We start from the raw sequence: 26,958 nt of genomic DNA, 5'->3' as shown, positions 1-26,958 counted from the left end.
ACCCCTAGGTTCCAGCAAGACCTGACCCTGAAGCCCCTTCGGAAAAGGCAAAAGGCAAGACCTGACCCTGAAGCCCCAATATCTTCTTTCGTCACATAGTCACCTCCTGTCTTAGTTTGGTTATGACCCTATAAGGGTAAGCCGCTAATCATTTTTTCGCCTAAACTTATGAAATTGTGACTTGTCAATAGAGAGATGACGCTATCTCATTGATTGATAGTGCCTTTTAAAAAACGTGCTAACAAAAAAACTCCAAAACATTTCAGGGGCTGATTGTGTTATTAATTACCAATCATTACCTTGTCACGTAAAAAGCCTTGCAACACAGGCGGGCATTGCTGCGTGGATGAATGAGCTGGGAGTGGAAAATATTGACGGGTTATATGCATGGCTAACATGCTGCGAAGCGTACAATTATCACCGCTTAACTTCTGAAAAAAATGCACACTTCTATGAATTAAAACTGCACGGCCAGCCATTAAAACGAAAAGATAAAATCGAGCAAATTTGTCACTTGTCGCCAAAGGCGTCTGAAGCACTCAATCATCCGCTTTGGCATTTCATTGCGACACCTGCCATTTCAATCGGCGAAGTAACTGATCTATGTAGTTTGCTGGATGAGAACAACTATTTCCCCGTACTAGCGGCAACTCACGAATACTGTGACGCCTCCCATACACACACAAAGCCATCTAAACATCACAGATTAGCGATTAAGGAAAATACTCATTTAGACGGATACCTGATGCACCTGATCTGGTATTTCGCGGAAGCTGAAAAATATCGTCGGGATGCACCTCTTGATGCACTAATGGAATTGTTTCGAATGACGCTATGTTTTTTGGCATTTCGAATACCACGGGTAAATGCTTGGAATTTTTACTATGCGCTGACACTGGCGCTCAATGTAAATCACATTAAATCTCCTCACTTCCCCAAAAAGTATGCTTACTGGCCTGAAAAGCGTGCATGGCTGGAAAAGATTAACCCGCCCAAATTCTTTGGTGATGTGCAGGACTACAGCAGCCTGATGCACAGTATTCGCATGTATCGGGAGAGAGCTAACTGGCTGGCATCAAAACTCAATGTCGAATTATCTACAGATATGAAGATCCGTCTTCTTTCTTCATATGAACCTTATCAGGTTATTAGTGCCAGCCCCTTATCTAAACAGTATTTGTTATCTATGGTGAAAAAACGATTGGTCCAATTCTAGGATTCAAATGGTCCAGCTTAACGAGCGCACTGGCTCAACCTCAGAGAACTGTCGGTCCATTTGAAGGGAATATGCAACTGCATATTGTCATTGAAATGAACCACCGTTTCTTACCTGTTGAACCATGGCGCTCTCGACAGTGGACCAATCGAATCGGTAGTCTGGACCAATACGCATACCATAACTACGTTCACTTGAATTCATCAAATGCTCAAAAGCCCACAGATCCGCAGAGCAATATTGCCTTTTGCTATACTCAAGCGTCAGCACGAGAGGAGACTACTGCCATGCCTTATTGCCGTACCGAATTTAAGCTAGTGAAGCCAGATCAGGTCGAAGCCGTGCTTACGACACTTACGCAAGAATGCTTTGTTGGCGGACAAGCGGCTTATCGGCTAGACAATGGTACTTTCTCAATTGATGCTGGCGAAAACGATGTTCGGGCTATCTATGATGAAAGCAACTCAGCCGTAAATTTCTTCTGTCGCTACAAAAGGGATATGAGTTTCTACGACAAGAAATTTCAGGCCTTTGCTACCAAACACGGCATTGATACAACACTCGCCAGTTAACAGCAAAATTCGGATACCAATGGGAGTATGCTTGTGACCAAAAACCTTGATGTACTAGCCCTATCGGAAGAGGTTGAGCGTGACAGCCAATCTGGACAATTAAGCCGTAAGTTGCTTGCTCAGGGGCAGACGCTATATGGCAAAGAACCAGATTTTCCAGATCACCTTGTTCGAACCACAGCCGATGGCAAAAATTCTCTCGGCCACTGGGAAGATGGCGAGTTTGCTGAAGAGCTTTGTCTGCTTTGGTAACAAAAAGCCCCGCCGACACCGAGTTAATGGTGAGGTAGGGCTTAAGATTCAGGGATTAGGTTTGAAACCTATTCAACATGCACTGACATTATCTCATATTCAAATTCATCATTTTTTTCATATACCCTGACAGACAAAACCAAATCGCTTTGTCCTTCTTCAACTGTATATAAATCAACAAGAATCTCCCAGTATCCTTTCATCCATTGGCAGGCCGATGTATTCCAAGCATCTTCAGGAAGACTTATCAACCTACATCCATATTCCTCTATATTTTCCTTAATTCTTTTCTTATCGGAAGGTGAGGTCAGCCTAATACTCGAATCTGAGTCAATCAAAGAATAATTGTTCGATTTAATTGCTTCTACAATTAGAACCAAAACCTCTCTCCAGACTGTTGGAATAGGCTGTTGATTTTGCTCATCTTTACTAACGATCACGTTTTCAGACATTATCTAATCCTTAGAGTGCAGCTCTTTATGACAATCAGTGCAAACTTCAGCATGATTTTCGGGAACCGTCTTCCCACCATCTGCATGACGATCTATGTGATGCCCAGCAGAATTTGAAGAGTCTATATCAGAACCACATCCATCTGCACATTTTCCACCTTGCTCATTACGCTTTGCTTCACGCGCATCGGGGCTGAAAAAGCGTTTTGGATCTCTTTCTGATTTAGGCACAGATCCCGGACCAGTTGGGGGTTTCGGTAGTAATCCCCCACGAGATCCGCTACCACTTTCAGAAGAACCAGCCTCACCATCAGAGCCAATAGGAATATCTGCCAATTCATCAGGAACACCTTCATTTCGCATCGGAGCAGGTGGTGGTATAACTCCAGCTTGCTGCAATACTCCCTTAATACTTCGACTAGCAGATCTAACTGTTCTTACTGGATCTTTAAGCATCTGCATTACTGCCCGGCGCGGGTTACGTCCATCCGGGTCGTTAAATGCATACGGATTATTATTCGCATAAGCATAGCGGTTAAACATCATCGGGTTGCTGGCGGTAAAGCCTACCGGATCATTCGAGTAGAAACGCCCGATGATTGGATCATAGTATCGTGCCTGCATATACGTTAAATCAAGGTCTTCGTCTTGCAAGTGTCCGGTATAGCCTATGCCTGCAGCTTCCCCGCCAAGCCTTTTACCAAAAGGTTCGTATTGGCTTCTACTGGTAATGTCCCCCTGAGCATTAGACTCGGCGATAACGGAGCCCAGCATGTCAGTATGTTTATAGGTTACCGTTATCTGTGCGGTAAAACTGGCGCTTACTGAGCAGCCTGTTGTTAACGTTTCTGTTGTATAGGTATTGCCCGATAAGCTGCCGTTGCAACCAGAAACACTCGCAATCTGAAAACCCGAATTCGGTGTAACCGTAAAGGTAGTGCTCACAGCATAATTGACACTGCGCGAAGTGGGAGAAATATTGCCGCCACTACCAGAATTGGCAGTTACGGTGAGCGGCACAAAAGTGCGTGTCGCTTCTAAAAAGCTATTAGACGCAGACGGAAAACGCTGTCCAGCTAAATCAATACAATACCATCTACTGACATTTGTGGAGGCGGTGTTAATTATTACAGGCCCGATAACACCGGCTCCGGCTCTGTCTGAATCGTTTGGTTCGCCACTGGTTGTAATACATTTTTGGACATTCTTAACATCCCAATGGAAGTACGTTGGTTTACCCACTTCAACGGTATCGGGGATCCATTGAAATTTTGCGACAACAGGTAGCGGATAAAACTCAGCCCTGATACTACAAGCGGAATTTATAGGCGCCGTTGTATAACGGTTGCCACTTAGCAAACCGTCGCAACCAGTAACACTTTTTAAGTTATAGCCATGTGCAGCACTAAAATTAATTGTTGTAGTATCGCCTCCGATTACCGTATGCGTGCCAACTGAAGCGGTACCGCCTTGCCCTGTTGTTACCGAAACGGTATGCATAGCGGCAACTATGGTGCGTGTCGCTTGCAAATATTGTGTCGGATTTGAGGGATATCGGTTGCCGCTTAAATCTATACAATACCATTTACTTGTTATTGCAGCCGGCACGTTACCGTAGACTGGGCCGACTGAGCCGTTAATCGCTCTCTCTACCAGCTCTGGCCCGCTTGTTGTAGAATAGCAGCGCTGAACATTTCTGATGTCCCAGTAAAATGTTGTGTACTGCCCAACAGCAATCACCGCTGGTGACCACTCAAACCGCCTTACTTCTGGTGATGCCGCAGCTACATTAGAAGCATAAACTCCGGCAAATACATACACCAGGCTCAAACACAACCTTAGCAAGATATTCATTTTTATCACTATTAAGAAAACAATTATTTTATATTTATACAATATATACACATTTATGAAAATTAAAATAACCATTGTGCAAACTTGTTTATGAAATTTACTCATCTGGCGTTATCACGGACACCAATACGCTGCATTGCAAGGTTGCATGCATTTACAGATCCAAATCAATAGTGTAAGTGTCGTTAATTCTGTCGAAACACTACCGATTTTCTGTTACAAAAATCGTTGTGTCTTATCCTATTAATCTTGATCGCTGCTGCGAGAATGCCACCGCACTACTCAAGCGCGCCGACGAAGCGCTGTATCAAGCCAAGCGCGCCGGCCGTAATCAGGTGAGCATTGCCAGCTAGTCAGCGGCATCGGTTTTGTTAACGACTGACCGCATTTACTATGCTAAAATTGCTGCCAGATTAATCAGATACAGATGTTGAGACCCTGCATGGCCAGACGGACCAAAGCCGAAGCTGAAAGTACCCGCGCAGCAATATTAGACGCTGCTGAAGTGTTGTTTTACCAGCATGGTGTATCCCGCACTACACTGGAAAAAATCGCTGTAGCGGCTAACGTTACCCGCGGTGCCATTTACTGGCACTTTCAGAACAAAGCCGATTTGTTTAACGCTATGCTGGAGCGTGTGCGGCTGCCGTTTCAACACTTACTGGATGCGGTAGACAATAACCCTGATGCTGATCCTTTTACTCAGGTGCGCCAGCTTTATATCAGCGGTTTGCAACTGATTGCCGGCAGCGAGCAGCACCACCGGGTACTGACCATAGTATTTCATCGCTGTGAATATATTGACGAGTTAAACCCGGCGGTAAATAAACAAGACGAACTGGACGAACAAGCGGTTGCGGTAATGCAACGTGCCTTTGAGCGGGCCGAACAGGCCGGTATGCTGCGTGATGGCGTAACGCCGCGTCTGGCGGCGATGTCGCTGCATATGTACGTCGGCGGCATTATCAGCCACTTTTTACTGAAGCCGCAGCAATGTGATTTAAACCAGCATGCACCGGCGCTGATTGATACCATGCTGCAGGGTTTAAAACGGCCATAAAAAAACCGGCAAGTTAGCGTGGGACTGCATTGCCGGTAAAGGTACAAAGCGTAATATAGCGGGCAGCACGGGCTGCCCGTTGTTATTTAACCGCTACGGTATTACTGAGCGCCGCAGATTCTGCCGCAGGCTTTACAGCAAAAAAGCGCATGATCACCAGATAAAACACCGGCACTAAAAACACCGCTAAAATCGTGGCCGAAATCATGCCGCCCAAGACACCGGTGCCTATGGCGTTGCGGCTGGCCGAACCGGCACCACTGCTGATAACCAAAGGCAGTACGCCGAGCGAAAACGCCATCGAGGTCATAATAATCGGCCGCAGGCGCAGCCTTACCGCTTCCAGTATCGCCGCCGTCAGCTCTTTACCTTGCTGCTGCAACTCACGGGCAAACTCGACAATTAAAATGGCGTTTTTCGATGCCAGGCCCATAGTGGTGAGTAAGCCGACCTGAAAATACACATCGTTGCCCAGGCCGCGCATATAGGCGGCTATCAGCGCACCGATAATACCCAGCGGTACCACTAGGATTACCGCAAAGGGTACGCTCCAGCTTTCATACAGCGCCGCCAGACATAAAAACACCACTAAAATGGACAAGGCATACAGCGCCGGCGCTTGCGAGCCGGACAGTTTTTCCTGGTACGAGGTTGCCGTCCACTCAAAACCTATACCGGCCGGTAACTGGCTAATCAGCTGCTCCATTGTGGCCATGGCATCACCCGAGCTGGTGCCTGGCGCAGGCTCGCCCTGAATCTCCATCGCTGATACGCCGTTGTAGCGCTCCAGCCGCTGCGGGCCATACACCCAATCGCTGCTGGCAAACGAAGCAAAACTTACCATCTCGCCACTGCTGTTACGCACATACCAGCGGTTGATGTCTTCCGGGGTCATACGAAACTCGGGTTCAGCCTGCACATAAACTTTTTTCACCCGGCCACGGTCAACAAAATCGTTAACATAGGTAGAGCCCCAGCCAATAGACAAGGTTTGGTTAATGTTGCTAAGCGACACCCCCAGCGCCTGCGCTTTGAGTTGATCAACGGAAATTTTCAATTGCGGTGCATCTTCCATACCGTTTGGACGCACGCCAACCAGATTGCTCTGTTGTGCTGCCATGCCCAAAAGCTGATTGCGCGCGTTTAGCAGGGCTTCATGGCCAAGGCCTGCCCGGTCTTGCAGAAACAGCGAGAAGCCGGTGGCTCTGCCCAGTTCGGCAATAGGCGGCAGGTTAAAGGCGAAAATCTGTGCTTCTTTAACCGTGCCAAAAAAGCCCCAGGCGCGGCCAATAACCGCCTGTACGCTGTCAGCCGGGCCACGCTCGCTCCAGTCTTTTAACCGTACAAAAGCCAGGCCCATATTCTGGCCGCGACCAGCAAAGCTAAAGCCCGACACGGTAAACACCGATTGTACCGCCGGCTCGGCCACATAATGAGCGGCCACTTTGTCCAGCACTGCTTCAGTACGCTGCTGGCTGGCACCGGTAGGCAGCTGCACCATAGATAAAAATACGCCCTGATCTTCTTCCGGTAAGAATGACGTTGGCAAACGCATAAACATTACGGCCATTACCAGCACTATAGCGCCATACACCAGCATCGAGCGCTTAGGCCGCGCCAGCATGCCGGCCACACCGCGCTGGTAATTGCGGTTTGTGCTGTCAAAGCCGCGGTTAAACCAGCCAAAAAAGCCGCCTTTAGCATGGTGGTCACCGTTAATGGGTTTAAGCATAGTGGCGCACAGCGCCGGGGTAAAAATAAGCGCTACCAGCACCGACAACGCCATGGCGGTAACAATAGTGATGGAAAACTGCTGGTAAATAGCGCCGGTAGCCCCGCCAAAGAATGCCATCGGCACAAAGACGGCAGATAATACTAAACCTATACCAACCAAAGCGCCGGTGATCTGGCCCATAGATTTACGGGTGGCCTCTACCGGGCTTAAGCCTTCTTCGCTCATAACCCGTTCAACGTTTTCTACCACGACGATGGCGTCATCTACCAGCAAGCCGATGGCCAGCACCATACCAAACATGGTCAGGGTATTAATGGTAAAACCAAAGACTGACATAATGCCAAAGGTACCCAGTAATACCACCGGCACCGCCAGCGTAGGAATAAGCGTGGCGCGGAAGTTCTGTAAAAACAGATACATCACCAGAAACACCAGAATAATGGCTTCGATCAGGGTCTGAACTACCGAGCTTATAGACACCTCAACAAAAGGTGTGGTGTCGTACGGTATAACGGCGGTTAAGCCCGCCGGAAAATACGGCTCCAGCTCGGCCAGCTTGGCGCGCACCGCCGCAGCGGTATCCAGTGCATTGGCGCCGGTGGCCAGTTCGATGGCCAAACCGGTGGCCATTTTGCCGTTGTAACGGGCAATTACCGAGTAATCTTCGCCACCCAGTTCTATCCGGGCCACATCGCGCAGTTTTACCATAGCGCCGTCGGCATTTACTTTTAGCAGGATCTGGCCAAACTCTTCGGCTGACGTCAGCCGGGTTTGCGCCAGTATCGCCGCATTAAATTGTTGACCGGGTAACGCCGGTGCACCGCCCAGTTGCCCGGCAGTAACCTGATTGTTTTGCACCTGAATGGCTGAGGTAACATCGGCCGGGGTTAATTGATACTGGTTCAGTTTATCGGCATCCAGCCATACCCGCATCGCATACTGGCTGCCAAACACCTGCACATTACCAACACCGGTAGTGCGGCTGAGCGGATCTTTAACATTGGCGACGACAAAGTCGGCAATGTCATCGCGTGCCAGGCTGCCGTCTTCAGAAATAAAGCCGACCACCATCAAAAAGCCGCCGCTGGATTTCGCCACCCGCACACCATTTTGCTGCACTTCCTGCGGCAATAATGGCAGCGCCTGTTGCAGTTTGTTTTGCACCTGCACCTGAGCAATATCAGCATCGGTGCCGGTTTCAAAGGTCAGCGTTAAGCTAACATTACCAGACGAGTCAGAATTAGCCGACATGTACATCAGGTTGTCCAGGCCATTCATCGCCTGCTCTATCACCTGGGTTACTGCGTCTTCTGCCGTTTGGGCCGAGGCACCACGGTAGCTGGCACTGATACTGATAGCCGGTGGCGCAATACGCGGGTATTGCTCTATCGGCAGCTGTTTGATCGACAATAAGCCGGCCAGCATAATCACGATGGCGATTACCCAGGCAAATATCGGCCGGTTAATAAAGAAATTAGCCATCTGCGACTCCTTATTGTGCCGCAGTCTGGCCGTCGGCCACGGCCTGCGCCTTAACTACGCGCACCGCAGCGCCGGGGCGCACTTTTTGCAAACCGGCCACGATGACCTGCTCACCGGCTTGCAGACCCGACAACACCTGCCAGCTTTGCGCTACGGTGCGGCCAATCTGAATAACTCTGGCCTCGACCTTATTATCGGCGTTAACGACCAGTACCGACGCCTGGCCTTTAGGTGTGCGGCTTACTGCCGCTTGCGGCACTAATAAGGCGTTATCATCGCTGCCATGGTGCAAGCGTGCCCGCACAAACATACCGGGCAATAAATCGCCCTGCTTATTTGGAAACACCGCCCTCAGCGTTACCATGCCAGTGCCCGGGTCAACATGTGCTTCAGAAAACTGCAGGCTGCCTTGCTGTGCGTACTCAGTGCCATCGTCCAGCAGTAAATCGACACTGACCTGGCCGGTGCTATCGCCACGCATTTGCTTTTTCAACTTTAACAGCTCAGCACTGGACTGGGTTAGATCCAGATAAATCGGGTCCAGTTGACGCACCGTCGCCATGATCTGGCTTTGGTTAGCCGTTAACAGCGCGCCTTCTGTCACCAAAGAGCGGCCAATCTGGCCACTGATTGGTGCGCTAATCTCAGTGTAATCCAGGTTGATTTGCGCACTTTGCACTGCGGCAGCACTACTGGCCACCGCGGCTTCGGCCTGCATCAGGCTGGCCTGGGCATCATCATAATCCTGCTGGCTTACCGCCTTACTGCCTAACAAACCTTTAAAGCGGTCTGCTTTAAGCCTGGCGTTATGCGCCACGGCTTTGCTGCTGGCCAGGTTGGCTTTGGCATTGGCCAGCGCGGCCTGGTACGGCGCCGCATCTATTTTATATAACACCTGGCCGGCAGTGACTAACTGGCCTTCGGTAAACAAACGCTGCTGTAAAATACCGTTCACCTGTGGCCGGATCTCCGCCTGGCGGTAATCTGTGGTGCGGCCGGGCAATTCGGTGGTGAGCGCCAGCGAGGTGCTGCTAAGTGTTACCACTGCCACTTCAGGTGCTGGCATGCTTTGCTGGGCTGCCGGCTCTGGCCCGGAACAACCGGCCAGCAGCAGGGCCACTGCCGTGGTTAATAGCCACTTTACTTCTGAACGCATAAAAACTCCTTCGGATCACTGCCGGCAACCGGCTTACAGCGGCGGCAGAATAAGATGCGGCAATATACATACAAGGCTGTATGTTATCAAGCCCAGCCACAAAGCCACGCGACCAATAGCCAGAAAGCTCAGTTAAACACCGCTACAGTATAGGTAAGGCTGGCCATCACTGCGTCGCGTCGACCCGTACAACACTTAATGAATTTGGTTTGTTCTAATTAATAAAAACGATTAAGCCAAGCCAAAAAACTCACTGTCGCTATCGCAAGGTGCCAACTATAGTTCTAGGCAAGACAAAGCAGGTACAGCTAAATACCTGCCCTAATGCAACGACCAAGGAGCGAGCAATGACAAACAACACAACGGGTAAATGCCCGGTAATGCACGGTGGCAACACCTCGGCCGCGTTAAACGAAAAGAACTGGTGGCCTAAAGCTCTTAATCTCGACATTCTGCACCAGCACGACAGCAAAACGAATCCGCTGGGTCAGAATTTCAACTACGCCGAGGCGTTTAAAAAGCTGGATTTAGCCGCAGTAAAACAAGATTTAATCGCACTGATGACCAATAGCCAGGACTGGTGGCCAGCCGACTGGGGCCATTATGGTGGCTTGTTTATTCGTATGGCCTGGCACAGCGCCGGCACTTACCGTATCGCGGACGGCCGTGGCGGTGCTGGCACGGGTAATCAGCGTTTTGCCCCGCTAAACAGCTGGCCGGATAATGGCAACCTGGACAAAGCCCGCCGCCTGCTTTGGCCTGTTAAGCAAAAATACGGCAATAGCTTGTCCTGGGCAGACTTAATGATTTTGGCTGGCAATATGGCCTATGAGTCTATGGGGTTAAAAACCTATGGTTTTGCCGGTGGCCGGGCTGATATCTGGCACCCGGAAAAAGACATTTACTGGGGCGCGGAAAAAGACTGGCTGGCGCCCAGTGGCAGCGAAGGCAGCAGATACAGTGGTCAACGTGAGCTGGAAAACCCGTTAGCCGCCGTCATGATGGGGTTAATTTACGTAAACCCCGAAGGCGTAGACGGCCAGCCTGATCCGCTAAAAACCGCACAGGATGTCCGCGTTACCTTTGAGCGCATGGCGATGAACGATGAAGAAACCGTCGCGTTAACCGCCGGCGGCCACACAGTCGGCAAAGCCCATGGTAACGGTAAAGCACAAAATTTAGGCCCGGAGCCAGAGGCTGCTGACATCCACGAGCAAGGCCTGGGCTGGAACAACCATAAGGGCCGTGGCATAGGCCGCGATACGGTAACCAGCGGCCTGGAAGGCGCCTGGACTAGCCACCCCACTAAATGGGACAACGGCTATTTTAAAATGCTGTTAGAACACGACTGGGAACTGAAAAAAAGCCCGGCCGGTGCCTGGCAGTGGCAGCCGGTAAACATTAAAGAAGAAGATAAGCCCGTCGATGTGGAAAACCCGTCGCTGCGTACCATGCCTATTATGACCGACGCCGATATGGCCATGAAGATGGACCCGGCATACCGCAAAATTTCCGAGCGGTTTTATCAGGACCCGGCGTATTTTTCTGCAGTGTTCGCCCGTGCCTGGTTTAAATTAACCCACCGCGATCTGGGGCCGAAAAGCCGCTATTTAGGGCCAGATGTACCCTCAGAAGATTTGATCTGGCAAGATCCGGTACCACAGGGTAATAGCAAGCTGACTGATGCCGATATCAACAGCCTGAAAATCCAGCTGTTGCAAAGCGGCTTAAGCCAGCGTGAGCTGATCAGCACCGCCTGGGACAGCGCGCGCACCTTCAGAGGCTCGGATTTTCGCGGCGGTGCCAACGGTGGCCGTATCCGCTTAGCACCGCTAAACCAGTGGCAGGCCAATGAACCCGAGCGTCTGGCGGCAGTGCTAAAGGTGTTAGAAGGCATTCAAGCCGGTTTTTCTAAGCCCATAAGCATGGCCGATTTAATCGTACTCGGCGGCAGTGCGGCTATAGATCAAGCCGCCAAAGCAGCTGGCGTTGATATTAGTGTGCCCTTTACCCCGGGCCGGGGTGATGCCAGCGCAGAGCAAACCGATGCGGCGTCATTTGCGGTATTGGAGCCACTGCATGACGCCTTCCGTAACTTTGTTAAACAGGATTATGCCGTGCAACCGGAAGAGCTGATGCTGGATAAAGCTCAGTTACTGGGTTTAACTGCACCGCAGATGACAGTACTGCTTGGTGGTATGCGCGTGCTGGATACTAACTACGCTGGCACTAAGCACGGTGTCTTCACCGACAAACCGGGCGCGTTAACAAATGACTTCTTCGTCAACCTTACCGATATGCGCTACAGCTGGCAGCCTGCCGGTAAAAACCTGTATAACATTGTCGAGCGCCACAGTGGTGTCACCAGGTGGACCGCCACCCGGGTTGATTTAGTGTTTGGTTCAAATTCGGTACTGCGCTCGTACGCAGAAGTGTTTGCCCAGCACGACAATAAACAAAAGTTTGTACAAGACTTTGTTAGCGCCTGGGTAAAAGTGATGAACGCGGATCGCTTTGATGTTAACTAACGCCTTGGGGCAAACCTAAAAAAAAGCCCCGTTTTTACGGGGCTTTATATTATTCGCAGTACAGCATTAGCCGGAACAGGCTTCAAAGTCAGCAAAGTTTTTTGCCCGCTGAATACACACCGCCTCTGCCCGGCCTGCTTCGGTCGTGCTGTTTTGCCGGCAGCTTTGTACAAAACCGGATTTAAAATTGGCGCTGGCCGCCAACTGGCGAAACTCCGGTTTGCTGTTTTGGCTTAGCAGAATACGGCGGGCATTTTCAGCGGCCGCGCTGCAGTTTGCCATTGGCGCCGGTACGCTAATGGGTTCAAAGACTGGCTCGGCCGGCTCAGTCGTGTCGGTAACAGCGTCGGCCTGGGCGTTAGCGTTGGCATCAACCGCAGCCTGCACGTCTGTCGCTGTGCTATCGGCGGTGTCCGCTGTTGTGGTACCGGCGGCCTCAACCGGTTGCCCGGTGTCGATATTTACTGGCTCAGAATCCAGCGTTTGCGGCCGGTCGGAATAATGCACATTGCCTTTTTCATCTACCCATTTATATACCTGGGCCATGGCAGGCAGGTGCCACATCAGGCTACATAAGATGCTGGCTAACACTAAAGTTTTCATCGGTTTCATCTCAAGCTAAGGTACTTTACCCGCATTGCAGTATAGCAAGCTGTCTAGTTTTATCTGCAAACAGGCGTTTAGTAAAGCCTAGTTTTAACCTTTGCGACCAACGGCTTACTAAGCAAAAACAAAAAACCGCCATAACAGGCGGTTTAGTTGCACAACGTAGCTGACAAGATGCTTATTTGGGCTGGCGTAAACGGCGGCCCGCTAACAAACCAATCAGGCCAAGACCAAATGCAGCCAGCGTAGCCGGCTCGGGTACCTGGCTGATTACCGGTACTGCCGACACCTGCACTGCATCAATAAAATTACCGTAAGTACCCGGGTTTTTCGATGTAAATCGTAAAGTGGTGCTGTTGCCGGTGGCAATAAAGCTATTGCTGAACTGTGTCCAGCCTGCACTGCTATGGTCGTTAAGTAGCCAATCTATGCCGGCCACCGACACCTGAAATTGCTCGTTATTGCCTGTGCGGGCACGGTAATAAAAATCCAGCTGATAGTGCTGGCCAATTTCGGTAGCAAAGCTTTGAAAAATAGACCAGTCACCGCTATTGCCACCATCGGCATTCAGCTCAATAAAATGGTTGCCGCTCACAGCTTCAACGCCTTGTAAAGCATGCCATATTTCAATATTGCTGCCTTGCCAACCGTCAAACTGGCTGCTGCTTAACCAGGTCCAGCTGTTTTTATTTAGCTTGTGTGATTCAAAGTCACCGTTCACAATCAGCCCGGCGTGGCTGGCAAAACTGGCAACTAACAAAGTGCAAGCGCAAACGGCGCTACGAAGAGACATTACCGACATCTTGATCCCTCAAACAGTAAGTTGGTATAACCGGCACATCATACCAGTGCGATGGTTAAAACGGAACAAAAATTAAGCAGCGTGCTTAACTATATTGCCGCTGCCCGGGCGCCAAACGCAGGGCCTTGTTTTACCGAAACTTTATTAAAGCGGCTATATTCTATACTCTGGCGTTAACGACAGTGCGTAATAACACTATTGCGCAAACAACGCTGTATCAGCAGCACAGAGGCCACTGTATGAGCACTGACACCCCCGACACAGAACCAGATTGCGATTTTCAACCGGGCTGCGACGCCATCGACTTAATTATTCAGCCACGCGAAAAAGACTTAGGCGGCTTTTCGGTGCGCCGCACTCTGCCGACTAAAACACGTAAAATGGTTGGCCCCTGGATCTTCTTTGATCATATGGGCCCGGCAGAATTTCCACCCGGCAAGGGCATTAATGTGCGGCCGCATCCGCATATTAACCTGGCGACGGTAACGTATTTGTTTGCCGGTGAAATACTGCACCGCGACTCGTTAGGCAGCTATCAACCGATAGTACCTGGCGATATTAACCTGATGGTGGCCGGTAGCGGCATAGTGCATTCTGAGCGCGAACGGCCTGAAGTTACGGCGGTGCCGCACCAGCTACACGGTTTACAACTGTGGCTGGCGCTGCCAGAGCAGGATGAAGAGATTGCGCCGGCGTTTTACCATTATCCCGGCGCCAGCATACCGACGGCAGACGTTAACGGTGTCGCCGTACGGGTTTTAATGGGCAGCGCCTATGGCCTGACCTCACCGGTTAAAACCTATGCCCAAACCCTGTATGTCGAAGCCGAACTTAAAGCCGGCCAACGGCTCACCCTGCCCAACTGCGCCGAGCGCGCCATTTACGTTGCCAAAGGTGAATTGCAGTTAAAAGATACCACCGTGCCCGAACACGCCATGGTTATATTGCACGCTCGTGATGGCGTGGTAATAACAGCCAACGCCGACAGCCGTATCGCTTTAATTGGCGGCGAAACGATGAGTAAACGCTACATCGAATGGAATTTTATCTCCAGCCGTAAAGAGCGCATCGAACAAGCTAAACAAGACTGGCAAGCCGGCCGTTTTGCCAAAGTGGTTGGCGATGAAGACGAGTTTATTCCGTACCCTTAACTGACAACATAAACCCCGGTAATCCAGGCAGGTGCAGCATGAGTATAGAACTACGTAAAAGTGACAGCGGGCTTTACCGTCAAACCATCCGCATTCACCAACACACGGTGTTTGCCGATGTTACCAAAGACCTGGGCGGTGACGACAGCGCACCTGATCCGCACGACTACTACGACGCCGCCCTGGCGGCCTGTAAAGCGATCACGGTAATGATGTACGCCAAACGCAAGCAACTGCCGCTGGACTACATAGATATTGTGATAGCACGTGACAACAGCCGCGAAGCCCAGGGCACTTATGTGTTAAACGTACAGTTAACGCTGCTGGGCAAGCTGAGCGACGAGCAAAAAGCCCAATTAGCCGCCATCGCAGACAAATGCCCCATTCATAAACTGATGACAGCCGTGCAAACAGAGGTTAATACCCGCTATAGCTAGCTGGCTTGTATCGAGGCACTGCGCAATAACGCATGCCTTATACACTTAGCAATAAAGCTGAAGGTGCTTTTACGGCTATTGTGATTGCCTTAGCAGAGCAATGTGGCCTGCTGCAGGCGCAGCCTGAGGTAAAACGGCGCCCGCAGGCGCCGTTTTATAGTGCCTTAACGGCCACCGGGTGCGGCAAATTTAGTCATCCAGTCTTTAACCTGGTTATACCAATATATCGAATTGTTCGGTTTTAAGATCCAGTGATTTTCGTCCGGGAAATAAATCATCCGCGACTCGACACCACGCGTTTGCAGGGTGCGAAATAGCTCAAAGCCTTGCCCCACCGGCACCCGGTAATCCAGCTGGCCGTGGATCACCAGCGTTGGTGTGTTGAACTTATCGGCATGGTAGTGCGGCGAAATGCTTTTATAAATGTCAGGGTTTTGCCAATAGCCACCAAAGCGGGTGGAATGCACGGCAAAATCGGCCGCCATTTGCGAATACATGTTATACACCGCGGCATGGATCAGCAGCGCTTTAAACGGATGCTCGGTACCCAGCAGTACTGAGGTTAAATAACCACCATAACTGGCACCGCCGGCAACCATCCGTTCGGTATCTATCCAGCTTTGCTGTTCAAACCATTTGGTGGCGGCCTGAATATCCGCTAGCGGCTTAGTGCGCCAGTCGGGATTGATTGCGTCGGCAAAGTCCTGGCCAAAACCGCTGGAGCCGTGGAAGTTCGGCCAGGCGGTAACATAACCCCAGGAGGCGAAGGTTTGCGCATTCCAGCGGTAACTGAAGCTGTCGCCAATGGCGTTGTGCGGGCCGCCATGGATCAGCAAAAACAGCGGGTATTTTTTGCTCTTGTCAAAGCCTGGCGGGTAATGCAGCCACATCTGAATAGCTTTACCGTCAGCACCTTGGTATGTAACAGATTCATAACTGCCCAGCTCTGCCTTGGCCAGCACCTCGTCATTAAACGTATCTAAGCGACGGCTCTGGCCGTTTTTGCTGTCGACCAGCACTAAGCGGGCCGGATATAAAAAGCTGTCGTTAGTCGCCACCAATTTGTTTTTGCCCGCCAGCGCTGGCTGGCCAAAGCTGGTTGTTTTGGTAATAGCCCGCGGTTTGCCGTTTTTTGCATCGATGTAATACAAGCGGCGCACGGCGGCATCATCGATACTGGCATAAAAGCCTTTGCTATCAGCGGCCCAAACCACACCACTTACCGAGCGATCCCAGCCCGTGCTGAGCTCACGTTGCTTTTTCGTGGCGAGATCATAAAGCTGCAAACGGGCGGTATCGGCATAAAAACCCGGTATACGCTGGCTGCTAAAGGCCAGGCTTTTACCATCCGGGCTAAAGCCGGGGCTAAAATCGGCCGCCGGATTAGTAGCGGTGATATTGTCTGCACTGTCGCCGCCTAAACGGGCAAGGAAGATATCAATATTCGGATCGACCTGATTGGCGCTGCCATTGGCGGTAAAGGCGACATACTGCTCTTTGGCATCAATATCGTAGTCATTTGCACTCTGGCTTGAACGCGGTAACTGCTGCCCCAGCGGCTGGCTAACCGGCTGCACCTCGCCACCCGCAGCAGCAATACGAAACAGATGCGCCTGACGGTTTTCGTCTATCCAGTGATCGAAGTGCGAATAAGGCAGTGCATTCCATTGTTTTGCCGACATTTTGTTGTCTTTGTCGGCTTTAATGTGCGCCGCCATCTCGTCCCAGCTTTTATCCGGCCAAACCCGGCTGATAAAGTACAGATGTTTACCCTGCCATTTCAGGCCAGAAACGCCGGTCGGCACCTGAGTTAAGCGCTGCGCTTCACCCGGGGTTGCCAGCGGCAACAGGTAAATCTGACCGGCATCGTCTTTGTCGCGCTGGCTGATAAAGGCCAGGGTGTTACCATCGGGAGAAAACACCGGCTCACTGGCGCGCAGGCCTTCCGCCGTTAAGGCCGTTTGTTGCTTGCCATCAGCGCTAAACAGCCAGAGCCGGGTGTAGCCTTTATCGGCTTTTACATCATATTTAGTTACCGGCGCCACTATATAGCGGCCATTGCTGGAGGCAACCGGGTTGCCAATACGCTCCAGCTGCCACAGTCGCTCAACGCTAAGGCTGGTATCGTCCTGCGCCCACGCTACAAACGGCAGCAGGCACAGCACCAGCATAAGGTGCAGTTTTTTCATCGAAACTCTCCGTTATTATTTTTAAGGTACCGGCAAGATACTAGCACAGGCTAAACACAACACATTAGGCACGCGCCAGGCGGCGGGGAATTTGCTGTGAGTAAGAGACCTCGATGAGGGGTTATGCCACACCTGATTCATATGTCGTAAAAACTTCCAGTCAAATGGCGCAGTTTAGATAACTGCGCCAAAAATACTGACTTAAATGGCGCAGTTCAAATAACTGCGCCATAATGGTGCCAAATGATCAGCTATTTCACTGCTACTATGCCGACAACGAAAGATGAGTTACACAAGAGTATTCAATTAGCGGCCAATGGTCTGACACTAACGGAATTACTCAGCCAGCATACGACACTAGCCCGGCGGACAACACAACGTCATATTGCAGGACTACTCGACGAGGGACGTATTACCGCCAATGGTGCAGGTCGGGCAAGGCGCTATTTTGACAAACGACTGCGGCATGACACCTCTCCCCAACCAGCTGATCGTTTTCCAGCCTTTATTCCGCTGTCCGCCGATAGCCTGGATATTCTGGCGTATATTGACCAACCGAAGGAAGCACGCACACCTGTAGGCTATCAGCGTGAATTCCTGGATGCTTATCAACCAAACAAAGACAGCTATTTGTCCGAGTCACTGCGGCGGCAATTGCACAAAATCGGTAAAACAACGGCACAACAACAACCGGTCGGCACATACAGCAGGGCTATTCTGAACCGATTACTGATTGATCTGTCGTGGGCATCCAGCCACCTTGAGGGTAACACCTATTCCAGACTCGACACCCTGGAACTGATTGAGCATGGCAAAGCCGCCCCCGGAAAAGCCGCGCTCGAAACGCAGATGATCCTGAACCACAAAACGGCCATTGAGTTACTGGTAGACAATATTGATACTGCCGAACTAAATCGATACACCCTGATGAATTTACACAGTGCGCTGGCTGAAAACCTGTTACCCAACCCTGCTGATGAAGGGCGGATCAGACAACATGCAGTGGATATAGGAAAAAGTGCGTATCGTCCAATTTCGACACCACAACTGCTCGAGCAACAATTCGATTTACTCCTGAGTAAAGCAAACCAAATAACAGATCCGTTTGAGCAATCCTTTTTTATGATGGTGCACCTGCCCTATCTGCAGCCATATGCAGACATCAACAAACGCACCTCTCGTCTGGCAGCTAATTTACCGCTATTCCGTGCAAACTTGTGTCCACTCACGTTCCTCGATGTGCCTGAACAAGCCTATAGCAGAGCCACTTTGGGCGTTTACGAAATGACAAGGGTTGAATTGCTGCGCGATCTCTACGTATGGGCATACGAGCGCTCAGCACAGGAGTACCTGGCAATACGACAAGAACTGGCCGAACCGGACCCGCTTCGGCTCAAATGGCGCGATCTCCTTAAAAAAACCATTCACCAAATCGTCACTACACCGGCTACAGACGCACTGACAATTATCAACCAGCGAGTCGAGGTAGATGTGCCGGAGTTACAGCGCACAGCGGTGAAAGCGCTTATCGTCGAAGAATTACGACGTTTACACGAAGGCGTTCTGGCACGTTATGGCTTACGCCCCTCAGAGTTCACATCGTGGAAAGCGGCTCAAGCTAACAAAGATTAGCTACCAGAGCTGTAATAACCCTCTCGCCCCGACAGGCACCTAATCAATGTTATGGTTGTAATATCGGGGGAAAGGTCACGACTATTACGATGGCTTTATTACCACCAATCTGAAAGGTATTTGCTACTTAGGCCAAGCAATAGTCACCCGCCTGCCTCAGTGGCGAATTGAAATCAGCCAAAGCGCTTTTCGCTCTCACTTGGAGCTCTGTAAATAAGTGTACCTATTACTTACATGATGTTGTAACTTAGTCAAAATTCACAAATATTAATAACTGCCATATTAATTCGCGCTCACTGGTCAGACCACTAAGCAGTGAAATGTGATTATAATCACTTTTGAGCGCGGTGATTCGAATTGATCGCACTCACTTCCGAGGCTCGATACTTGATATCGAGCTTTCGTGTTTTTGGAGGCATGGATTGCATTATTGTGTATATCTTGACGAGTTTGGGCATATAGGCCTATACATCTCACATACCCATCCTAAACATAACGATCACCCTGTCTTTGGTTTAGCCGGAATTGCGATACCTGTTTCCGAAATAAGAGCGTTTTCGACCTATTTTTATCAATTAAAAGGCAGACTGCTTCAATTCGAGATAGCGAAGCACAAAGCAAAAGGCTTACCTGAATATGAATGGGAGAAAAAAGGTGCATCTTTATTCACCCTATCTAACGTACAGAAATACCCTGAGCTTCGTAAAGCCACATTCCGGCTTCTAAAACATATCAACACAATTGGCGGATTTGTTTTTTATGTAGGCCAAGAAAAGCACAAAGATTTGAACACCCACTGCCCCAAAAAAGCATATGCAGCAGCAATATCTGAAGCATTAAAAAGGCTCAATGATGAATTCTCAGAATCTGGCTCTACTTTTCAACTGTTTTTAGATGAGCATACAGAGCGCCTTGAAATATTCCGAAACGTGTCTAGAAACATGTTTGGCGAGAAAAGAATATACACACTCATAGAGCCTCCATTTGAAGTCGACAGTAAGCTTTACCAAACAATCCAATGCGCAGACTGGATTTGCGGCTTGGTTGGGCGCATTGCTTATTATCAAGCTGATCAAGCGGCAAAACCTGACTGGGAAATTTTTCAAAAATACTTTAATGATCGGCTTACCACCGCGCAAAAAAGAAGCTCAATTCGTTACTTTAAAAAAGCAAGCACAGAAAAATTAAGTGCACTAATGACAAAATTTAGATAGAGCTTATAAATACGCCATAAAATTTTCTTTCAGGCATAAAAAAGGTCTCGTTTTTCAGCTAATGCCTTGATTTACATGGCGCACCCGATAGGATTACTCGGGCTATCCTGCCCTCGCCCTGCGGACCAGCTGAAGCTGTTCCAAATCGTTCCCGACGATTTGGTCGAACCCAGGTTCGCCTCCTACGGAGACTATAAACGCAAAAACCGCCGAAATGGCGGTTTTGACGTTTATGGCGCACCCGATAGGTTCGAACCTATGACCTCTGCCTCCGGAGAATGCACCTCACTGCATTTACCGCATAAGGCTACAGGCCTTTAAAATCAACACATACAGCATATATAAAGGAGTATAGCCTTATTATCTCCAATTACAAGCATCAACGTAAAACACCAATTAACACCATTTCCAAGCCAATCTAACTCAATAATTGTCACACTGGCTAATGGCTACTTTTGACACTTGCTCTTTGTTGTGCAACTCTTGCGTTAGAGTAATGCTATGTGAAAGCGTCGATGATATGAAGTTAGTGAGCATTAAACTGGAGGAGATCACAGGTCTGCATCCGGCTGTAACAGGGATGGTTGATAAGACTGCTTCAGTCATCTATGCCTCAGGACCAGCAGACTACCAAGAGCTTTCCCTACTATATTTATTAAAGTTACATCCCATACATCTGACAAAAATCGATACACGTTTCGTTGTAGTTGCGGGTTTCAGGAGTTATGAATTAGCCCGCCTACTACTTCATCCCGAGACCGAGGTGGGCTGCATATTGCACATAAAACTTAAGCCTGAAGAGCCGACTTTACTCGCGACAGTCGACATTTTTGGCTCACCGCTCATGCACTCTCTGGGGCCAAAATACATTCAGCAATTACAAGCCTTGGCTAAATTTTTTGGCAATCGGGCATCAATATTTTTTCCCAGGATGGGTTCTCTAAGGCGTCTTCGTGGACAAAATAGAACAACAGATTGAGACATTACGTCAGCTAGACATCAACGAAAATGAAGCTAGAAACTACGTAAGCCTACTCGACTTTATAGACGCCCCTCACGATCTAAAGTACCTTGCGGCAGTGCTTGAGAATGTCTGCGCAGCGCTTGAGCGCCCGCTAATAGCTGAGACGGCATCAAATATCACACTTATTAAAAACATTATTGAGCATCGTTCTCAAGCTTACTCATTGCTGGAAAGGCTTCGTCAGCATCGGGGAAAAGGCCATTTTTTCCGGCCAATGGAAACGAACGTTAGAGAAGCTCTGAGCGGATATATCACTAACTACCCGTTTTATGCAGTGCTATTTATAAATAGTGACGTTAATCCCCCCCTGTACAATCTGTTTCACCAAGTCATTTTATTACTACCGCACTTGGTCGATTTTCAAAGCACAAGCAATTGCTCAGTAACTTTAAAGTTAAGCGATAAAAAATTGGTCAGTCTGATTTTCCGAAAGTTCAGCGAAGATCAGCTGGTAACAAACTGGTATGCCAGCATTTTGAATCGTAAATGTGATTCATTGTTCCAGCTTTGTGAACTGTTGAAACAGCTAGAAGTGACTATCGGTCAGTCAAACTATTTCTACCGAGAGCCGTTAATTAAACAATGTGAACAGCTCATCACCGTTTTAAAACTCGGATTAGGCGATCCTAAAAACCGTCGTGATGCTAAAGGACGCTCTGGTGGCAGCCCAACACGCACAGCATCAAAAATAGATGGTTTTTCCGCTCTGACTGGCGAAATGCTGATCAACCTGACCCTGCCAGATATACATGATGAAGAAAATGTCGTTCACGCTTTGTGGGAGATTTCCTCTGACAACATCGACTATGAGTCAATTTACTCTGGCGAAGAAGAGCAAGAGCAGGAAACATCTGATATCTACGTTTTGCAAGCCGCACAACCTATCGAGTCGTACGTACAGGCGTTTCATGGTAAACGTGTGTCCAGCGCCATCATCAAACGCATTGAACGTCAGAATAACTATCTGCCGCTTTCGTTACAGGGGATCTCACCATTTGAGCTGCAGCAACTTCTAATCGCCGTTAGTGAGCACACTGACAACATCCAACTTTTGGTTCAGCAACTGATTGTATTGACCATGCTCTACACTGCCTCAGACTTCCAGCGCGCCAGAGAAATTATCAACAATATGGAGGCGCAAAATACTGGCGCGGATGCTCAAATTAACTTTGATGGTCGACAAAATTGCTGGCTTGTCCCGGCATTTGAGCCACAATATAAACTGAGCATTGCGTACGAAGGGGCGCAACAAGCAGCAAATGTGCTACGATTAATTGCAACACCGTTGTGCTTAAGTAAATTCTCAAAGCTGACGGCCTATCTCGACTCCATAAAAATTGCAAATTTACAGCACAATAAAACCAATGTTTTATCAACTGATATTGATGCCTTCATTAAAAACATTGGTACCGGAACACTGACTCAGGGACGGATTAGTAACTGCCTGCTTACGCTGAGTTGTGCCACATATGGCCAGGCAACAACTGCCTTGCTGTTTAACCGCGAACCACCTGGTAGTTCAGCCCGTAATTATTACACGTCGCTTGAAACCTCTTTGCTGCAGAAGCGATACCAGCATCTGTTAGACATTATGGCCATATCGATTGAAAAAGAGCCCCCCATCTATTCCACACCAAATTCCACTGGTTGGATCGGCGCAAGATACCGCCCTGAAATAACGCAAGTGGCTAATGCAGTATCGGCAATAAAACAGGACCTGGCCAGGTTGCTGGTTCAACTCACTGAGCAAGGCATCTGGATTGAATTCCATAATCTCTACAGTACCTATCAGATTCTTTGCCAGTCATTATTAACGGGGATGAGGCCGATAACTACGCCAATCGTAAAACGTGAGCTACTGATAGATTCTGTCGGTGTTTTTATCCGCAAAGAGAAATCGCGCGAGGATGAATTCAATACCCGGCATATTCCGGTTTGCCAAACAGTTTTGGATCTGACAAACGAATATGAGCAACATGTACTGGCAATCAGAGGCAGGTTGAGTCGAAAAAATATTGCCCCTCACTCACCTCCTGCACTTTTCTTTCTGGAGGCCACTGGCCGGCCCCAGCCATTTCAGACGTTGCTATACCAAAAGTATCTCAATCGATACATCAATTTGCCGCCAAATCTTAATCGCAGGTTGTTAAGAAATTTTTTGGAAGAAAGCCGGGTTTCACATGAAGTTATTGATGTTGCACTCGGTCATGCCAATTTGGGCGAGCAGTATTGGGGGGACAGCTCTACCCTGTCAATGTGTGAGATCAGGTTACATCTGGCACCGCATATGGATAAATTCAGAGCGCTCTTGGGAATAAAAGCAATTGCAGGCATCCGCGCATGAGTTGGAACGATTTACACGAGGAAGTGCGCTCAAGACTGCAAATGGTTAGAAAGCAGTCTGATCTCGATTCTGCCCCAGTGATACTCACAAAAGCTGAGTACGGCAGTATCTTCTGGCAATTATTCAGTACTCAAAGAAGTGAGCGGTTCAAAGCTGCGAGTATTAACCTGGTGGAACAGCTAAACAACTATATTGCCGCGAACAGAGCATCCTACCCGCCAACATTCTCCATTATGAATCCACTGAAGCTGGAAAGACCCTCGCCACCAGCACGCCAGGACTCTATCGGATCCATTCAGTTCATCGACAGATTAGATAAGCTTTTTCTGAACAACCTTAGTGTTAAAGGGAAGTCAGAAGATCTCACAGATTTTTACCTTGGTAGACTGCTTTACAGTGCAATGCGTTATGGCGGTCTACTTCGCAGCGACTATCTTGCAACCTTCGCTGCTCAGTTGCTCAATGGAAAACCATGTTGTTATGAAACAAAGCTCTGGTTTGAACTCAGTGGTTTTGCCGGTGAAACCTATATATGGCAACCTGATAGTCTGACCATCCAGCTTATACATCACTGGTATTCGCAGCAAAGAGACTTGCCAGCAACAGACAAGCTTATTAATTTGTTAAGAGCATTTATTCAGGGGTTGAACCTAAAAACTGCTGGCCGTTTAAAACTCACATATATTATTAACGCCATCAGAGCACGGCTCAGTCTGGAGATAACCCCGTTTGCACTGCCAATCCTGTCAGGCAAACAACCTAATCTTACCCTGAAACCCACGGTTTTTTATCGGCTAATTAGTCAAAAATCACCACCGCTGCCACTGGTAACAAAAAACGTTAGTCCCCCTTCAACGCTGCCTTTATCTTCAGGGGGGCTGAAATATAATCATCATTTCGATTTTCAACGCACCATGGATTGCTATGAACAAATTAAAGACCTGTTAAAAGAAGCAAAATCCATTGATAAACTAAAAAACTCAACGCGACAACAAACCAACTCAGCTATTGCCAAACAAATTGGTGCAAAAGTGCAACAGGCAGACTATCTGCCGCCTGTTTTTTTCTATCTGCTAAATTGGGTTAGCGTTCGACTCACCTCCCAAAGCCGGTGGTCCGGTAAGCTGGCGGCCAGCACACTCATCAGCTATTTGGACACTATCGCCAAACCAATGCTAAGGAGCTTCGCAAACCAACACCTCTTAAAAATGAATGCAGACGAACTGGCTGAAACCTATACGCTATTAATAGATGAAGGAAAAAGCCTGGCGTCACAAACCAAACGTGCACGCATTCTGAGGGATTTCCATATCTATCTGGAGGAGCATCATCAGGCAACGCCATGTCATTTATTCCAGCAGTATATTGCTCAAAGTCAGCGGCTTGAGGCGCTCACCGTCGACGCAAACATTCTGATGCCATGGGAATATAGCAAAGCCAAGAGTTTCTTAACTGACTACACGGAACAACAATCAGGACTCACTCACCAACAGGCGCTGGCATTAAGGGTGCTGCTCATGCTGGGTTTTCGCTGCGGCCTACGTCGACGGGAAGCGCATTTCCTGCGCCTTCAGGATATTGAATTACTGCACACCAGAGACAATACACTTTCTGCCAGCACGACAATTTTCATTACACCACATGGGCAAAGAGCCCTCAAAACAAGCTCAGCAGAGCGGCGTATTCCGCTGGGGTTTTTACTCAGCGATAAAGAAAAGACAATTTTTCTCGAATACTGGCGAGCCAGGCAGCAAATCGGCACTGAGCACTCACCGTATTTGTTCTATTTTGGAGCAGAGCCGCCACTTGGAGCCGAGGGCCGCCCCGTCGCTGGTGAAGAGTTGCTGTTTGATCCTCTAACGATACTGTTGCAGCGAATTACCGGCGATGAAACATTTCGCTTCCATCATTTGCGGCACTCATTTGCCACATGGATGACGTGGAGCTGGACCAGTAAATATCATCGTCAGGCTCAACCGATTGATTCACTGATTGATATTCCTGAACTCTCGCATCTGAAACAGGCAAAATCTGCTCTCTTACATCTAACTGAAGGTCAACCAACCAGAAAAGTTCTGCATGCTATAAGCGCAATAATTGGTCATGCAGGCCCCAGTATGACGTTGTTCTATTATATACACAGTGCCAGTTGGGTAATTTGGAAAGGACTAAACACCTGCACTCCAAATATCAGCCGTGAAACAGAAGCAGTTCTTGCTAGTGTTGATGTGCGCACGGCAACCCGGGCGCGTATAGGTAATCAAAGCGATACAGCCACCTACAACGGAATGGCAGCCTATGCAGCAAAAAAATTACTGGCATATTGCTCACCTGTACAGCTTAAGAATTGGACAGAAGTGTCTACCTTTACCCCTGGCGCATTAAATAGTGCCGTGACTGAAAGAACGTTAGTGCTGGATATTTACCTGGCGCTGTTGAGGCATATGAATCTTGACGTCCCACTGGAAGAGTGCGCAGAAGACGCGAACATCGAACCAGGCCGGCTGCAGCAAGCGTACGAAAATGCTCAGTTTTTTTTCAACCAACAGTTCAATATACAGTCGGACTATGATGAGAAAAAACGGCCACGGAACTATAAACGATTTATTTACCAGAAGAACAAGCGTATTGCGATTTCTCCGGTTGCGCATTTGCCTAATTTTCCCGCAAATCTAAAAAGCCAAAACATTGCATTAAGGATGGTCAAGGCGTTTAACTTGCTGTCAGAGCCACAGCAGTCCGAGGTAATGTGGGCTGCACTTTACGCGGTAACACATTGCTCTGTAACATGGCCGCATTTTCGGTTTTATGATGTGGAGTGCCTGCACCGGTTTATAAATGCCATGCACTTTTTTGAAAAGGCCTTCGCTGTTTCACTGCGAATGCGATTTACCCTGGTTTCACGAGCACCACTTAGCTCTGAACAACGAACCATGCAATGGCAGAGTTGGCAACTCGACTCATGGGTATCACTGCAAAGAGATAATCGTGTTGATAAAGACTATGCCCCAGAGGGTTATCTGGCTGTGGACTTTATGGCAGCGCAGGGTTCCGATTTATCTCGTCAAAGAAAAAGGGTAGCACGCGGTAAGGAGCGGGTCCAATCTCGGCGCCGGCCCAGTGAGTACGGCATCCGGTTTGGGCTGTATCTGCTTTTTATGGTAGTAAATGGAGAATTGCCGGCATCTGATAGTTCAGAAAAGCTTGTTAAGATTTTAGCGTCGCCTGATTAAGGCAAGCATCCTCTCTTCC

General features: G+C 48.9%; 20 protein-coding genes. 13 read left to right on the top strand and 7 right to left on the bottom strand.

Features of this window, described 5'->3' with window-relative positions:
• The first annotated feature begins 361 nt into the window (after positions 1-361).
• The 3 genes from MN202_RS17145 (at position 362) to MN202_RS17135 (ending at position 2,040) form a co-directional block, all read left to right on the top strand.
• Entirely contained in the window at positions 362-1,216 is an 855-nt protein-coding gene (locus tag MN202_RS17145; protein WP_335737363.1) for a hypothetical protein, read from the top strand.
• 71 nt (positions 1,217-1,287) lie between these two features.
• The gene (locus tag MN202_RS17140; protein ID WP_335737362.1) at positions 1,288-1,788 is read left to right on the top strand and encodes a hypothetical protein; all 501 of its coding nucleotides are present in this window, start codon (positions 1,288-1,290) and stop codon (positions 1,786-1,788) included.
• Between the two features lie 33 nt (positions 1,789-1,821).
• Positions 1,822-2,040 carry a hypothetical protein gene (locus MN202_RS17135; protein ID WP_335737361.1) on the top strand — a complete coding sequence of 73 codons (219 nt, stop codon included), beginning with the start codon at positions 1,822-1,824 and terminating at the stop codon, positions 2,038-2,040.
• A gap of 68 nt (positions 2,041-2,108) precedes the next feature.
• Here the strand turns inward: MN202_RS17135 and MN202_RS17130 are convergent, their stop codons facing one another.
• Positions 2,109-2,492, bottom strand: coding sequence for a DUF7668 domain-containing protein (locus tag MN202_RS17130; protein ID WP_335737360.1), 384 nt, complete (start codon positions 2,490-2,492; stop codon positions 2,109-2,111).
• A gap of 3 nt (positions 2,493-2,495) precedes the next feature.
• A complete protein-coding gene (locus tag MN202_RS17125) occupies positions 2,496-4,451 on the bottom strand; it encodes an RHS repeat-associated core domain-containing protein (RefSeq protein ID WP_335737359.1) in 1,956 nt (651 codons plus the stop codon).
• Positions 4,452-4,576: 125 nt separating this feature from the next.
• Between MN202_RS17125 and MN202_RS17120 the strand changes: the two genes are divergently transcribed.
• Both MN202_RS17120 and MN202_RS17115 read left to right on the top strand, forming a co-directional pair.
• Positions 4,577-4,699 (top strand): hypothetical protein, encoded by a 123-nt coding sequence (locus MN202_RS17120; protein WP_335737358.1) that lies wholly within the window; start codon positions 4,577-4,579, stop codon positions 4,697-4,699.
• An 89-nt stretch (positions 4,700-4,788) separates the two neighbouring features.
• Positions 4,789-5,406 (top strand): TetR family transcriptional regulator, encoded by a 618-nt coding sequence (locus MN202_RS17115; protein WP_335737357.1) that lies wholly within the window; start codon positions 4,789-4,791, stop codon positions 5,404-5,406.
• 82 nt (positions 5,407-5,488) lie between these two features.
• Here the strand turns inward: MN202_RS17115 and MN202_RS17110 are convergent, their stop codons facing one another.
• Both MN202_RS17110 and MN202_RS17105 read right to left on the bottom strand, forming a co-directional pair.
• A complete protein-coding gene (locus MN202_RS17110; RefSeq protein ID WP_335737356.1) occupies positions 5,489-8,623 on the bottom strand; it encodes an efflux RND transporter permease subunit in 3,135 nt (1,044 codons plus the stop codon).
• Positions 8,624-8,633: 10 nt separating this feature from the next.
• Positions 8,634-9,779: an efflux RND transporter periplasmic adaptor subunit gene (locus tag MN202_RS17105; protein ID WP_335737355.1), complete on the bottom strand. Its 1,146-nt coding sequence runs from the start codon at positions 9,777-9,779 to the stop codon at positions 8,634-8,636.
• Between the two features lie 347 nt (positions 9,780-10,126).
• Here MN202_RS17105 and katG point away from each other — a divergent pair, with 347 nt between their 5' ends.
• Positions 10,127-12,307 (top strand): catalase/peroxidase HPI, encoded by a 2,181-nt coding sequence (katG, locus tag MN202_RS17100; protein WP_335737354.1) that lies wholly within the window; start codon positions 10,127-10,129, stop codon positions 12,305-12,307.
• A 66-nt stretch (positions 12,308-12,373) separates the two neighbouring features.
• Here the strand turns inward: katG and MN202_RS17095 are convergent, their stop codons facing one another.
• Together MN202_RS17095 and MN202_RS17090 are read right to left on the bottom strand one after the other, a co-directional pair.
• On the bottom strand, positions 12,374-12,910 hold the full coding sequence (locus MN202_RS17095; protein WP_335737353.1) for a DUF4124 domain-containing protein: 537 nt from the start codon (positions 12,908-12,910) through the stop codon (positions 12,374-12,376).
• Between the two features lie 181 nt (positions 12,911-13,091).
• On the bottom strand, positions 13,092-13,706 hold the full coding sequence (locus tag MN202_RS17090) for a DUF642 domain-containing protein (RefSeq protein ID WP_335737352.1): 615 nt from the start codon (positions 13,704-13,706) through the stop codon (positions 13,092-13,094).
• A gap of 248 nt (positions 13,707-13,954) precedes the next feature.
• On the opposite strand from MN202_RS17090, the gene MN202_RS17085 reads away from it, so the two are divergent.
• Entirely contained in the window at positions 13,955-14,866 is a 912-nt protein-coding gene (locus MN202_RS17085; protein WP_335737351.1) for a pirin family protein, read from the top strand.
• Positions 14,867-14,904: 38 nt separating this feature from the next.
• Complete coding sequence (locus tag MN202_RS17080; protein ID WP_335737350.1) at positions 14,905-15,303, top strand: OsmC family protein; 399 nt, start codon at positions 14,905-14,907, stop codon at positions 15,301-15,303.
• A 164-nt stretch (positions 15,304-15,467) separates the two neighbouring features.
• Here the strand turns inward: MN202_RS17080 and MN202_RS17075 are convergent, their stop codons facing one another.
• Complete coding sequence (locus MN202_RS17075; protein WP_335737349.1) at positions 15,468-17,492, bottom strand: S9 family peptidase; 2,025 nt, start codon at positions 17,490-17,492, stop codon at positions 15,468-15,470.
• A 243-nt stretch (positions 17,493-17,735) separates the two neighbouring features.
• Between MN202_RS17075 and MN202_RS17070 the strand changes: the two genes are divergently transcribed.
• From MN202_RS17070 to MN202_RS17050, 5 genes are all read left to right on the top strand, one after another.
• Entirely contained in the window at positions 17,736-19,124 is a 1,389-nt protein-coding gene (locus MN202_RS17070; RefSeq protein WP_335737348.1) for a Fic family protein, read from the top strand.
• Positions 19,125-19,546: 422 nt separating this feature from the next.
• Complete coding sequence (locus MN202_RS17065) at positions 19,547-20,338, top strand: DUF3800 domain-containing protein (protein WP_335737347.1); 792 nt, start codon at positions 19,547-19,549, stop codon at positions 20,336-20,338.
• Between the two features lie 520 nt (positions 20,339-20,858).
• The gene (locus tag MN202_RS17060; RefSeq protein ID WP_335737346.1) at positions 20,859-21,317 is read left to right on the top strand and encodes a hypothetical protein; all 459 of its coding nucleotides are present in this window, start codon (positions 20,859-20,861) and stop codon (positions 21,315-21,317) included.
• A complete protein-coding gene (locus MN202_RS17055; protein WP_335737345.1) occupies positions 21,292-23,706 on the top strand; it encodes a hypothetical protein in 2,415 nt (804 codons plus the stop codon). Before MN202_RS17060 ends, MN202_RS17055 begins: the two co-directional genes overlap by 26 nt.
• A complete protein-coding gene (locus tag MN202_RS17050) occupies positions 23,703-26,939 on the top strand; it encodes a tyrosine-type recombinase/integrase (protein WP_335737344.1) in 3,237 nt (1,078 codons plus the stop codon). Before MN202_RS17055 ends, MN202_RS17050 begins: the two co-directional genes overlap by 4 nt.
• Positions 26,940-26,958 lie beyond the last annotated feature (19 nt).

This window comes from Rheinheimera muenzenbergensis, assembly GCF_036984005.1.
In the GTDB taxonomy this organism is placed as follows: domain Bacteria; phylum Pseudomonadota; class Gammaproteobacteria; order Enterobacterales; family Alteromonadaceae; genus Alishewanella; species Alishewanella muenzenbergensis.
This window is presented reverse-complemented; position numbering and strand designations above follow the sequence as displayed.